Source organism: Thermoflexus sp. (assembly GCF_025055495.1).
Taxonomy (GTDB): domain Bacteria; phylum Chloroflexota; class Anaerolineae; order Thermoflexales; family Thermoflexaceae; genus Thermoflexus.
Genome location: NZ_JANWXB010000200.1, coordinates 1 through 12,900, shown reverse-complemented (window position 1 = coordinate 12,900; position 12,900 = coordinate 1). Strand labels below are relative to the sequence as shown.

At 65.3% G+C, this 12,900-nt stretch carries 9 protein-coding genes and 1 pseudogene; 8 read left to right on the top strand and 2 right to left on the bottom strand.

Features of this window, described 5'->3' with window-relative positions:
• Positions 1-181 precede the first annotated feature (181 nt).
• A pseudogene (locus tag NZM16_RS14020) lies at positions 182-352 on the bottom strand (transposase); the annotation flags it as partial.
• A gap of 171 nt (positions 353-523) precedes the next feature.
• Between NZM16_RS14020 and NZM16_RS06790 the strand changes: the two are divergent.
• The 7 genes from NZM16_RS06790 to NZM16_RS06760 all read left to right on the top strand — a co-directional run bounded on the left by NZM16_RS06790 (position 524) and on the right by NZM16_RS06760 (position 7,792).
• Positions 524-712, top strand: a complete 189-nt coding sequence (locus NZM16_RS06790; RefSeq protein ID WP_295451177.1) for a type II toxin-antitoxin system HicB family antitoxin — start codon at positions 524-526, stop codon at positions 710-712.
• On the top strand, positions 682-1,521 hold the full coding sequence (locus tag NZM16_RS06785) for a lipoate--protein ligase family protein (RefSeq protein WP_295479501.1): 840 nt from the start codon (positions 682-684) through the stop codon (positions 1,519-1,521). The genes NZM16_RS06790 and NZM16_RS06785 overlap by 31 nt, the downstream gene beginning before the upstream one ends.
• Before the next feature lie 114 nt (positions 1,522-1,635).
• Positions 1,636-1,920 (top strand): DUF503 domain-containing protein, encoded by a 285-nt coding sequence (locus NZM16_RS06780; RefSeq protein WP_295451172.1) that lies wholly within the window; start codon positions 1,636-1,638, stop codon positions 1,918-1,920.
• A 201-nt stretch (positions 1,921-2,121) separates the two neighbouring features.
• The gene (gene amrB / locus NZM16_RS06775; RefSeq protein WP_295451170.1) at positions 2,122-3,525 is read left to right on the top strand and encodes an AmmeMemoRadiSam system protein B; all 1,404 of its coding nucleotides are present in this window, start codon (positions 2,122-2,124) and stop codon (positions 3,523-3,525) included.
• A 101-nt stretch (positions 3,526-3,626) separates the two neighbouring features.
• A complete protein-coding gene (locus NZM16_RS06770) occupies positions 3,627-5,045 on the top strand; it encodes a S8 family serine peptidase (RefSeq protein ID WP_295479498.1) in 1,419 nt (472 codons plus the stop codon).
• 177 nt (positions 5,046-5,222) lie between these two features.
• Positions 5,223-6,149 carry an isoaspartyl peptidase/L-asparaginase family protein gene (locus NZM16_RS06765; RefSeq protein ID WP_295451165.1) on the top strand — a complete coding sequence of 309 codons (927 nt, stop codon included), beginning with the start codon at positions 5,223-5,225 and terminating at the stop codon, positions 6,147-6,149.
• Positions 6,150-6,403: 254 nt separating this feature from the next.
• Complete coding sequence (locus NZM16_RS06760; RefSeq protein WP_295451162.1) at positions 6,404-7,792, top strand: MFS transporter; 1,389 nt, start codon at positions 6,404-6,406, stop codon at positions 7,790-7,792.
• Positions 7,793-7,810: 18 nt separating this feature from the next.
• On the opposite strand, the gene NZM16_RS06755 is transcribed toward NZM16_RS06760, so the two are convergent.
• A complete protein-coding gene (locus NZM16_RS06755; protein ID WP_295451159.1) occupies positions 7,811-8,266 on the bottom strand; it encodes a hypothetical protein in 456 nt (151 codons plus the stop codon).
• A gap of 244 nt (positions 8,267-8,510) precedes the next feature.
• Here NZM16_RS06755 and NZM16_RS06750 point away from each other — a divergent pair, with 244 nt between their 5' ends.
• On the top strand, positions 8,511-12,557 hold the full coding sequence (locus NZM16_RS06750; RefSeq protein WP_295479495.1) for an oligosaccharide flippase family protein: 4,047 nt from the start codon (positions 8,511-8,513) through the stop codon (positions 12,555-12,557).
• The last annotated feature ends 343 nt before the right edge of the window (positions 12,558-12,900 follow it).

Here is a 12,900-nt window from a genome sequence, read left to right as displayed (position 1 = left end):
TTTTGGGGGAAACATCCCCTGTGGTTTGTTTTACCCACCCGTTTTTTTTTTTTTGTTTTTTTTTTTTTTGGGGGTTGTGGGGGGGCGTTGGGGGGGCCTCTGCCCCCCTCCCCGCCCCCGAAAGATTTTTTTTGCTCCCCCCTCCCCCCGGCCCTCGGGGCCGTGGGGAGGGGGGAGAAAGGTCGGCGATATAACGACGGATAGCGTTTCGGACTCGCTCAGTGCGGATAGTGTGTTCATAGGGGTTGCGTTGCCAGACTGGGTAGATGGAGGTGTTTTGCCGAAACTATTTGGTGACGCCGATTTTGAGGCCACGCACCACCGAGTCGATGGTTTTAGAAGTCCCGCGCGGCGTCGATGGTAGGGACGAAAAATGTTTCGCCCCTACGTTTCGTTTGCCATCATTTTCCCCCATGGGGAGACGGGTGATGAGGGCGAACCATTTTTTGCCTCTACCGACCTGGTTAACGGACGGGTTAAAATCAATAGGAGGAGGTAATCTTGGCTGTCCGGGAGTGGATAGATGTTTTCCGCCCTTGTGGAAGCCGCGATGGAGAAGGCCCGTTATCGCCAGTTGGAGGATGGCACTTACTATGGCGAGATCGAGGTCTACCCCGAGGTCTATGCGGTTGGGCAGACCCTCGAAGAGTGCCGTCAGGAGCTGGAGGAAGTCCTCGTCGAATGGCTGAGGGATCGCCTGTCTCGTCCATGAGCTCCTCCCTTCCACGCTGGCGCCTTCTGTGGTCGCCGCCTGCTGATGGCGCGACCCATATGGCCATCGATGTGGCGATGGTCGAGGCGGTGGCCGAGGGCAAAGCCCCGCCCACGGTGCGCTTTTACTGCTGGGAACCGCCTTGCTTGAGCCTGGGACGCCGCCAGTCCGTGTCGGAAGTGGATCTCCAACGCTGTCAGGCGGAGGGCGTGGAGGTGGTTCGGCGGCCAACGGGCGGACGGGCCATCCTCCACGCGAACGAGTTGACCTACAGCGTTGTCTTCCCGGAAACGGATCTCCGGGCGATGGGCGGGGTGTTAGAGACGTTTCGTCGATTCTCGGAAGCTTTCGCCCATGCCCTGCGCGCCCTGGGGGTTTCCGATGTGGCGCTGGCCCCCCGCCTGGATCCAGTGGCCCGGGGCAGCGGCTTCGTGTGTTTCGAGGTGCCGACGGATTACGAGCTGACGGTCAACGGTCGGAAGATCATGGGAAGTGCCCAGTGGCGCCACCAGGGGGTGGTCCTTCAGCACGGCTCGCTTCCCCTGGCGGGAGATCCCGGGGCGATCGCGCGCTATCTCAAGAACGGGCCGGATCCCGAGCGGCTTCGACGCCGGACCATCACCCTTCAAGAAGCGGCGGGCCGCCCTGTGGCGTTCGAGGAAGCAGCGGCGGCCATCCTGGAGGCCTTCCGGAGCCTCCTCGCCATCGAAACGCAACCCGGGGGCCTGACTCCGGAGGAGCAAGCGCGCATCCCGGAGTGGCGGGAGCGCCTGAGCGTTCTCCGAAGAAGTGAGGTGGGATCCATGTAGGGGCGAAGCGGCGCTTCGCCCCTACTGGATTCGGCGGATCCCCCAACGGCGCGGCCTAAATGATCGGCCAGGCTTGCAGGAGCGCGGAGAGAACACGGTTCGAGGATACGCTCTATGGTCGTTGGCATGTGCACGGTGGATCTGCATCTACCCGGCGCGCAGTCCCTCAAAGACAAGCGCAGCGTGATGAAATCTCTGATCGCCCACCTGCGCCAGTCTTTCAACGTGGCGGCCGCTGAAATCGATCATCAGGATTTCCCACAATCCGCCCGGCTGGGCCTGGCGACGATCTCCAACGACGCCGGCCATACTCACGCCACCCTGGAAAGCGCCGTTCGCTGGATCGAGGCCAGCCGGCCGGATGTCATGGTGGTGGATTGGGAGATCGCGATTTTGTAGAGAAGGGCGGCCGTCCGCGAATTGGGGCACGAATACACGAGTGGGGAAAGGAGAGAGGGTGTGCCTTCGAGCCGGGGTGGGAAGGGCCCATGCCGGCGGGGAACCGAAGCGGGCGCGGCCGGCGCTTCGCTTCCCCGGCGGCAGGGGAGGCCTGGCGTTCGCCCTGGGCCGGGTGTCCCTGAACGGGAGAAAGGAGCAGCCATGGCGCGCGTGAGGATGGAGATCCGGGAGCCTGCGGTGGCCGGGGCTTTCTATCCGGCGGATCCGGAGGCGCTGAGGGAGATGGTGGATCGTCTGCTCGAGGAGGCACCGCGCTACGACCCGGAGCCCGCCGCGCTGATTGTGCCTCACGCGGGCTACATCTACTCGGGCCACGTCGCCGCGTGGGGGTTCAAACAGCTAATCGACCGATCCTATGATGCGGTGGTGGTGCTGGGCACCAACCACGTGGAACCGTTTTTCCGCGAGATCTCGGTGTGGGCGCGGGGCGCCTGGCGGACCCCACTGGGGGAGGTGCCGATCGATGAGGAGCTGGCGGATGCCCTGTTGAGCGCGGGCCCGCCCCTCCGCGCGATCCCAGAAGTGCATCTGGAGGAACACTCGATCGAAGTGGAGATCCCCTTCCTCCAGCGCTTGTTCCCCGACCTCCGCTTCGTCCCCGTGATGATCGGGGAGCCTTCCCTGGAGAACATCGAGGCCCTCGCGGCGGCCCTGGCCCGCCTCCTGGCGAGCCGCCGGGCTGTGGTCATTGCCAGCAGCGACCTTTCCCACTATCCGCGGGATGAGCACGCGCGCCAGGTGGATCTCAGCACCGTCGGGGCGATCCTCTCCCTGGATCCCGAGCTGGTCCGCCATACCATCGCCGAGTGGATGGCCCGGCGGATCCCCGGGCTGGCGACGCTGATGTGCGGCGAGGGGCCGGTGTTGACGGCCATGGCTTACGCGAAGCGCATCGGGGCGACACATGCCGCTCTCCTGAAATACGCCAACTCCAGCGACGTCCCTTACGGGCGGAAGGATCACGTGGTGGGCTACGCCGCCATCCGATTCGCCCGGGAGCCGGATCCCCCCCTGGGGGAGGAGGATCGGCGGACGCTTCTCCAAATCGCGCGGGAGGCGGTGGAGCACGCGGTGCGCGGGAAGCCCCTGCCGGAGCTTCGCGTTTCCTCCTCTGCCTTAGAATTGCCGAGGGCCTGCTTCGTCACGCTGACCAAAGGGGGGCGTCTCCGGGGATGCCGTGGGGAGATCTGGCCGCGCTCGGGCCTGGCCTACGCCGTGCAGCGGGTGGCCGTCCTTTCCGCCTTAGACGATCCCCGCTTCCCGCCGGTGACGGCCGAGGAGTTGCCCCATCTGGAGTATGAGATCAGCGTTCTCTCCCCGTTGCGCCCGGTGGAACGCCCGGAGGAGATCGAGATCGGACGGGACGGCCTGTTCATCCTGGCGGCGGGTCACAGTGGGCTATTGCTCCCTCAGGTCCCGGTGGAACAGGGCTGGGATCGCGGGGCCTTCCTGCGGGCCCTCTGCCTCAAGGCCGGCCTGCCGGAGGACGCCTGGCAATGGCCGGATGCCCGGCTCTTTCGATTCGAGGCGGAGGTGTTCGGATAACGCGCGATGGGATCTCTGCCTTCAGCGGGGTTTGCGGATAGAGAGATCCGCGGATGGCCAACCATCGACGGGTTGAGATTTCACCCTTCGGGAGGCGACGGATGAAACATGGGAGATGGCTTTTACTTCTCGGGGTGATCGTTCTGATCGGATCTTTTTCAGGAGCTCCAGCATCGGGCTCCTCAGAGACAGCCCCGACCTCAGCGGGCCCCGAATGTTTTCTCCCCCTGGAGGATGGCCGCTGTCTCCCCTCCCCGGTTCCGGCGGACGCAGCGCCTCCCCCACCTGCGCGGCCCCAGGCCGCGTCGATCCCCCGTCGGCCCGGCGTGGTGGTGAAGCGAAGGGACGCTGTCGCGCCAGGGGCCTTCCGGTCCGCCCTCGCTGTGGCCGGCTTCCCGAACGCGGAGGCCCTCGCGGTCCCCCGCTGGTGGCGCATCCCGGTGCCCCCCGGGCAGGATCCGGAGAGGGTGGCCGAACAGCTGCGCCGACATCCGGCCGTTGAGATCGCTGAAGTCGAGCGGGAGGTCCGGATCGCCGCGACGCCCAACGACCCTTATTATGGGTCTTATCAGTGGAATCTCCCCCGCATCCGCGCCCCGCAGGCCTGGGATCTGACCACCGGCAGCTCATCGGTGTGGATTGCGGTCATCGACACAGGGGTGGATTACACCCATCCCGATCTGAGCTCCTCGCGGATCTGGTTGGGCTATGATTTCGTCAACGACGACTCCAATCCCATGGATGATCAAGGCCACGGCACCCACGTGGCCGGGATCGCCGGGGCGAACACGAACAACAGCGTCGGCATAGCGGGAGTATGCTGGCACTGCGATCTGCTGGCGGTGAAGGTGCTGGATCAAGAGGGATCGGGATACGACACGGATGTGGCGGATGGGATTCGATATGCCGTGGATTGGGGCGCGGCGCATGGCAAGCGCACGATCATCAACTTGAGCCTGGGCGGATCGTATCCAAGCTCGGCGCTTGCAGATGCAGTCTCTTATGCTCGAAGTCGGGGCGCGCTCTTGGTGGCTGCGGCAGGGAACAGGAATACCAGCGCGCCGTTCTACCCCGCTGCGTATCCCGGCGTGATCGGCGTCTCGGCCACCAACTCCAGCGACCAGCGCGCCAGTTTCTCCAACTACGGTTCCTACGTCGACATTGCTGCACCAGGGGTGAGCATTTTGTCTACCTATCCCTCCAACGTTTATCCGTATGGCTACCTGTATCTTTGGGCGAGCGGCACCTCCATGGCCGCACCTCACGTGGCAGGGGTAGCGGGTTTGGTGTGGTCCCGCAGGCCAACGCTGACACCTGATGGGGTGTGTGACTTGCTCCTGTCGACGGCGGATGATCTGGGTGTCGCGGGCCGGGATGATTTCTTCGGATATGGCCGGCTGGACGCCTACGAGGCCGTGTGGGCCGCCCAGCCCCCTGCATCCTCCCCGCCCTTGCTTCCAGGATCCTATCGCCTTTATCTGCCCCTCGTGATGCGGAACTGGGTTCCTATCTGCCCATGATTCCAGATCCATATCGCGGGCTTTATACACCTGGGATCTCATATCCGGGGTGGCAGAGCGGTCTTCATTCCTGGATTTTTTACACGACATCGCCTGATCTTTCTGGAGGCTCTGCGGGACTTCCGGGGTTGAAGGCTCAAGACTTGGAGGTGGATTTCCTACAGAGGCGAGCCCACCATGCCTCAACCGATCCTCATCGTCCATGGCGGCGCGGGGACCATCCCGGAGGAGCGCCATCCAGCGGCGATGGAGGGGTGCCGTCGGGCGGCGCAGGCGGGATGGTCGGCCCTGAGCGCCGGCGGCTCCGCCCTCGATGCGGTGGAAGCCGCCGTGCGGGCCCTTGAGGACGATCCCACCTTCAACGCCGGGCGGGGCAGTATAATGACCCGGGTGGGGACGGTGGAGATGGACGCCCTGATCATGGACGGCACAACGCTGCGCGCGGGAGCAGTGGCGGCCGTCCGCCGGGTTCGAAACCCCATCACGCTGGCCCGCGCGGTGATGGAACGCACCCCCCACGTGCTCCTGGTTGGCCCCAGTGCGGAGGCCCTTGCGGAGTTGCTCGGGCTGCCCACGGCCGATGACGCGGAGCTGGTGGCGCCGCGGGATCGCGAGCGCTGGGAGGCCCTGTGGCGGAACGGCCCGCCGGATCTCCGGGAGGTCCTGGCCCAGGCTCTGGCCGAGCCGATGGACACCGTGGGCGCCGTCGCCCTGGACGCGGCGGGTCATGTCGCGGCGGCGGTCTCTACCGGCGGGATGTCGAACAAGTGGCCCGGGCGGGTTGGGGATTCCGCCCTCATCGGCTGCGGCGCTTACGCGGACGATCGGGTGGGGGCTGTTGTGGCCACCGGATGGGGGGAGACCCTGATGCGGGTGGTGATCTCCAAGACCGCCTGCGATTTCATGGCCCTGGGGCTGACCGTCCAGACCGCCGTGGAGGCGGCGATCCGGTTGCTGGAGGAACGGGTGGATGGCCGCGGCGGGCTGATCGGGGTGGATCGAATGGGGCGCATCGGGATCGCCCATAACACCCCGCACATGGCCTGGGCGTGGACGAACGGTGAGACCCTGCGGGTCGGGATCCGCGCCGCCACCTCCCGCTGAATCCCGCTGAAATCCCTCGAGGTGCCTTCCGCGGTGTGGAGGGAGTTTCCCTCAACAGGACCCCGAACCCCGAAGGCGGGGCGAGGGATGCGATGGGCGGAATCCGCCTTGCCGGCTTGCTGAGGGAGGGAAGCCATGCTGAGGCTCCGGAAAGCGGCAAAAGGAACCGCCGGATGCCACGGGGTCCTCCTCCGGTGGCCGGGATCCAACACCCAGAAAGCATCCCATCCTTTCGGTAGAGCACGGAGGTGGAGATGAACGCAACGGCATCTGCCATGCCATCGGCTCTCAGGGTCAACGACCGAAGGGAGATCTTCGGCTGGGCGATGTATGACTGGGCCAACTCGGCCTTCAGCACCACCGTGAGCGCCGTCTTCCTGGGCCCCTATCTGGCCGCCCTGGCGGCGGAAGCGGCCCGCGCCTATCCCGACGGCAACGCCCGTCTCCTGGGGATCCCCATCGCCCCCGACTCGTTTTTCCCCTACGCGGTCTCGATCTCCGTCTTCCTCCAGGTGCTCTTCCTCCCGATCCTGGGGGCCATCGCCGATTATTCCCACATCCGAAAACGCATGATGCAGTTCTTCGCCACCGTCGGCGCGGCCGCCACCATCCTGATGTTCTTTGTGGCCGGCGACCTCTGGTGGCTGGGCGGCCTGCTGTTCGTGGTGGCCAATCTGGCCTTCGGCGCGGCGGTGGTTTTCTACAACGCCTATCTGCCCGACATCGCCAGCGAGGATCGGCGCGACTGGGTTTCCTCGTATGGTTGGGCGATGGGCTATCTGGGCGGCGGCCTGCTGCTGGCCCTGAACCTGGCCTTCTACATGTTCCGGGGAGCCCTCGGCATTCCCTCGGACCTGGCGGTGCGCATCAACCTGGCATCGGCAGGGGTCTGGTGGCTGGGCTTTTCGTTCTTCACCTGGGCCCGCCTGCGATCGCGTTACGCTGTCCGGCCCCTGCCCCCGGGGGAAACCTACCTGAGCGTAGGCTTCAAACAGCTGATCGGCACGCTGCGCGAGCTGCGGCATTTCCCGGAGACCCTGAAGTTCCTCCTGGCCTATTTTCTTTACAACGACGGCATCCAGACGGTGATCGCGGTGTCCTCCACCTTCGCCGCCGCTCCGCTGGCCCGCGGTGGCGTGGGGCTGGACACCCAGACGCTGACCTTAGCCATCCTGATGATCCAGTTCGTAGCCTTCTTGGGTGCCCTGTTCTGGGGATGGTTGGCGACCCGCATCGGAGCCAAGCCTGCCCTTCTGGCCAGCCTCCTGATCTGGACGGCCGTCATCATCTACGGATACGGCGGCCTGCGGGGCGAGACACGGGTGGTCGAGTTCTTCATCCTCGGCGCCTTCATCGCCCTGGTTCTGGGCGGATCCCAGGCCATCAGCCGCAGCCTCTTCGCCCAAATGATCCCAAAGGGCAAAGAGGCGGAGTTTTATTCCTTCTATGAGGTCTCCGAGCGAGGCACATCCTGGACCGGCCCGTTGATCTTCGGGCTGGTCAACCAGTGGTTCGGCAGCCTGCGTTACGGCATCCTGGCGCTGATCTTCTACTTCATCGCCGGGATGCTGATCCTGCCGTTCGTGAACGTCCGGAAAGGGATGGAGGATGTGAAACGATATCCAGCCCATCAGGTCCGATAGCGCTTTGTCGATTTTTCGTTAGTATTCTGGATCCGTGCTGGATCCCAGGGTGGACGAGGATCGCAGACGCCAACGCCGCTCGATTTCCACGCTCAGGCGCAGGGCCACGCCGCTGAGGACCCCGGTGAGGTGGGCAGCGAGATAGGGGGAGATCTCGACTTCGTTCCCCAGCACCCGGGTTTGGTAGAAATAGGGCCCCCAAGCCAGCACCCCCAGATAGATGAACAGGCGGCTGAGCAGGCGCCGCCGGGGGCCGATCTCCGGGGCAGGTTGGATCCCTTCCATCGCGGCCGCCCGGGCCCGCAACCGCCATCCCCCCAGCACGCCGGTCAGGTGAGCCGCGAGGAAGGGCAGGAACGGCCAGTCTTCTCCCATGGCCATGGCGGTCAGGAACGGGGCCCAGCTCAGCACGCCCAGAAGAATCAATCCGTTGCCCAGCCATCGCCATTCCGAAGGGGTCAGAGAGATCCGCATAAAGCCTCCAAATTTCGTAAAATTTTTTAATCATTATAGGCACATCTCTGAGGATCGTCGAAGATGGGCCCCGCCGTGATTTCCGGATCTGCCCATATAATAAGTGGGCGCTGGGTCCGCTTTTGGGGCTTGTTGTTTCACTCCTCTGGTGCAGGCCGGAAAGGGATAAATAGGGCCCAACCCTATGGTGTTCGATTTCCAAAAGCTGACCAAACACTATTATCCGTGATGGGACAGAGGCGCGATGTGGCGATGGAGGGATCTCCTTTCCGCGCTCGGGCCGATCCTGTGGTTGGCCGGGTTGCCGGTTTTGCTCCTCGGCCCGACCTTGACCGGGGCCAGAACCCTGATCCCGGCGGATAATCTCTACGAGTGGCAGCCCTGGCGGGCCGCTGCGCAGGCGTTCGGGATCACGGTCCCCCATAACGCGCTGCTCTCTGACCTGGTGCTGGAGAACTACGCCTGGAAGCGGTTCCTGACGGCCGCCCTCCGGCGGGGGGAGCTCCCCCTCTGGAATCCCTATCTCTTCGCCGGGGCGCCCTTTCTGGCGAACGGCCAGCACTCCGCCCTCTATCCGTTCACCACGCTGTTTTTCGTTTTCCCGATCCCTCAGGCCTACGGCCTCTTCAACGCGCTGCAGCTCTTCCTCGCTGGGCTGGGGATGTATCTGCTGGCCCGAACCTGGGGGCTCCGCCGCGCCGCAGCGACGTTCGCTGGAGTTGCCTACGAGCTGAGCGCCTTCATGGTGGTCAGCCTGGTGTTCCCCATGATCGTCGCGGGCGCGGCCTGGCTTCCCTATCTGCTCGCCGCCCTCCACGCGATGATCGAGCGGCGCCCTCTGCTCGGCCATCGCGCGGCCATACCGTGGGCGGTCCTGGCGGCTCTCGCGCTGGGAATGAACATCCTGGCCGGCCACGTAGAGATCACCTACTACACGGTCCTGATTGGCGTTAGCTACGGCCTCTGGGGGGCCTGGCGGGCCCTGCGCCGACCCGACGGCCCACCGCGGATCCGGGCCCTGGCCACCCTGGGATGGACCGGCCTGGCGCTGACCCTGGGGGTCGCCCTGGGCGCCGCCCAGTGGATCCCTCTCTATGAGGTCGTGCGGGAGAACTTCCGCGAGGGGACGGCCACGCTGCAGCAGGTGCTGGGGTGGGCCTATCCCGCGCGGCATCTCCTGGTGTTCCTCATGCCGGATTTCTACGGCAATCCCAGCCACCACGGGGTGCGGGATGTGTTCACCGGGGCGTGGGTGCTGTTCACGGTCAACGCCTACGGCCAGCCCAACCCCAATGGGGCCTTCACCAGCCACTGGGGGATCAAGAACTACGTGGAAGGAGGCGCCTACCTGGGGCTGCTGCCCTGGGCGTTCGCCCTCCTGGCCCTGATCCGCTATCGGTCGTTTCGCGGGTCCGGTGTCCCGATGGGGTTCCTGGTCCTCCTGGCGGCCCTCTCTCTCTCCTTCGCCTTTGGATTGCCCACGTATGCGCTGCTGTATTACGGCCTGCCCGGCATCAACCAGTTGCACTCCCCGTTCCGCTGGATCTGGCCCTTCACCCTCGCGATGGCCGGCCTGGCGGGGGCCGGGTTCGATTCGATATCGCGGGAGGATGGGCACGGGCGGCGGTGGATCGCCGCGGGGATGCTGGGCGCTGGGATGGTGACGCTGGCCGCCCTGGGCCTCGCCCGCTGGGTCGTGCCCGACGTGGCGCTGGCCCTTGCGGACCGTGCCCTGTATGCCCTGGCCAAGGCGCCCGAGGCCTTCCCCGACGGGCGGACGTTCTTCTCCTACCAGTTCTGGAACCTGCTCCGCTTCGGGATCGTCGCCGTCGGAAGCGGCCTGGCGCTGCTCCTGCTCCGGCGGCGGCCCTGGGGTCCGGGGCTGGCCATCGGGATGCTGTCGGCGGATCTGCTTCAAGCAGGGGCTGGATTCAACCCGGCGGCGGATCCCCGCTGGCTGGCCTACGAGCCGCCGGTGGTGCGCTTCCTGAAGGGGGACCATGGCTTGTGGCGGTTGACGACGTTCGATCCTCACGGACGGAAGACGTTCAACGCCAACGGGCCGTGGCTCTACGATCTCCAGGACATCCGGGGCTACGATTCCATCATCCTGAAGCGCTACGTGGCCTATCTTTCGGTCATCCAGACCCAGCACGAGCTCCTCTTCAATCGCATCGCGCCGCTCACGGACCCCAGCGCCCTGGATTCGCCGCTGCTGGACGCCCTGAACGTCAAATACGTGATCACCGAGGAAACCATCGCCTCGCCGCGATACACCCTGGTCTACGACGGCGAGGTGCGGGTATATCGGAACGAGGGGGCCATGCCCCGGGCGTGGACGCTTCCCCTGGCCGCTACGGTGGTGCACCCGGATCCCACGGCGGCGCTGCAGCAGTTCGATCCGCGATTCTACGTGGTGGTGGATCAGCCTGTCCCCGGCGTGGAAGGCGGGGGAACCCGCGGGACGCCGCGCCCGGCCACGGTCACGGCCTACGGGATCAACGAGGTGTGGATCGATGCCGCCGTGGAGGAGCCCTCGTGGCTGGTGTTGGCCGACACCTTCTTCCCGGGATGGGTCGCCTACCGACGGCCCATTGGCGGGAGCGAGGGGGAAGAACAGCGATTGGAGATCTACGCCGCCAACGGCCTCTTCCGCGCGGTGATCCTTCCTCCCGGCCGCTGGACCGTGCGCTTTCGCTACAGTCCCATGTCGGTCAAGCTCGGGTTCTTCACGACCTTCATCGGGGGAATGGCGGCCCTCTTCATGCTCCTCGTCTGGGCCTGGGGGCGCCTGTATCGGGCGGAGGTGGAGCGCTCCACCGCCCTGCGGGTACTGAAAAACAGCCTGACCGCCATGGCCCTGAACCTCTTCACCCGCCTGATCGACTTCGCCTTCGCCGCCCTGATGTTGCGCATCCTGGGGCCGGAGGCGGCGGGAAAGTATTATTTCGCGATCGTGCTGGTGGGCTGGTATGAGATCCTCTCGAACTTCGGCCTGAACGTCTGGCTCACCCGGGAGGGGGCGAAACGCCCGGAGGCCGTGAATCGTTATTTCGTCAACAGCTCTGCTGTGCGGCTGATCCTGCTCATGGCCTGGATGCCGCTGCTGCTCGGCGTCACCGGCCTCTGGCTGGGTGCCTTCCGGCTCTCCGGTGATACCGCCCTGGCCATCCTGTTGCTGGCCCTGGCCCAGGTCCCGGCCAGCCTCGCCACCGGGGTTACCGCGCTCTTTTACGTTTATGAAAAGGCTGAGATCCCGGCCGCCCTCACGGTGGTGACCGTGCTCCTGAAGGTGGGCTTCGGCGTCCCCATCCTGCTGGCGGGGGGTGGCTTCGTGGGCCTGGCCGCCTCATCGATCGTCGTCAACCTGATCACCCTCGCGCTGCTCAGCGGCATCGCCTTCCGCCTGTTCTTCCGCCCCCGCTGGGAGAACGACCCGGCCCTGCGCCGGGAGATGGTCCGGGAATCGGGCCCCCTGATGCTCAACCACCTCCTGGCCACCCTGTTCTTCAAGATCGACGTGCCGATCCTCCAGGCGTTGAAAGGCGATGTTCAGGTGGGGTGGTATAGCACAGCTTACAAGTGGTTGGACGCGCTGAACATCATCCCGGCCTACACGACCTTCGCTGTGTTCCCGGTGATCTCCCGCCAGGCAGCGGGGGCGCCGGAGGCCATGCGGCGTTCTGCGATCCTGACCCTCAAGGGGCTGGTGGCGGTGGCGGTCTTCACGGCCGCGCTCTTCACGTTCCTCGCGGAGCCCCTCTCCTGGCTTCTGGGGGGTTCTCAATATCTTCCCCATGCGGCCATCGCCCTGCGGATCATGATCTGGTCCATCCCCATCGGCTGGATGAACAGCCTGATCAACTATGTCTTGGTGGCGCTGGGCCGCCAGCGCTACCAGACGAAGGCCTTTCTCATCGCCCTGGGGTTCAACGCCATCGCCAACCTGCTCACCATCCCGATCTTCGGCTACCCGGCGGCGGCAGTGATCACGATCCTGTCAGAGATCGTGGAAGGGATGGCGTTTTATTACGATCTGCGTCGAACCATGGGACCGCTGCCATGGGGGGAGATCCTGGGTCGGCCTTTGATCGCTGGAGGGGTCATGGTGGGGTTGACCGGAGCCCTCTGGGGGATCGCGCCCCCCCTGGCGCTTTCGCTGGGCGTCCTCAGTTATGGACTGGCATGGTGGGGGTTACGGCCCTTCACCCCAGAGGAATCCGCCCGGATTCGGGAAGTGTTTCCAGTGGGGAAGATGGGAAGCAAGCGCAGGGAGATATCGGTGCAGTAGATGCGATGAGGAATTCCATTCCGCTTGCCCGGATCAAGGCGATTCCATCTGGTGTCGGGGAAGCAACCCGTGAAAACGCGGGGGACCAGGGGCGCCGAGAGCGGGATGGGGTCCTCCCCCGGGATTCAGACATATCGGATTTGGGGCGGCGGGAACCGCCGAAGGTAGCCCCCCGCCACCTCCGTTTATCCTTGTCTCCATGTAAGGCTAGTGCTTTGTCCATATTTGGGGGTTTTCGGGGGCGGTGCGGGGGCCAAAGGCCCCCCCCCCCCCCCCCCACAGAATTTTTTAAACCCCCACCCCCCCGCCCCCAGGGCCCCCGGGGGGGGGGGGGAAGGGGGGG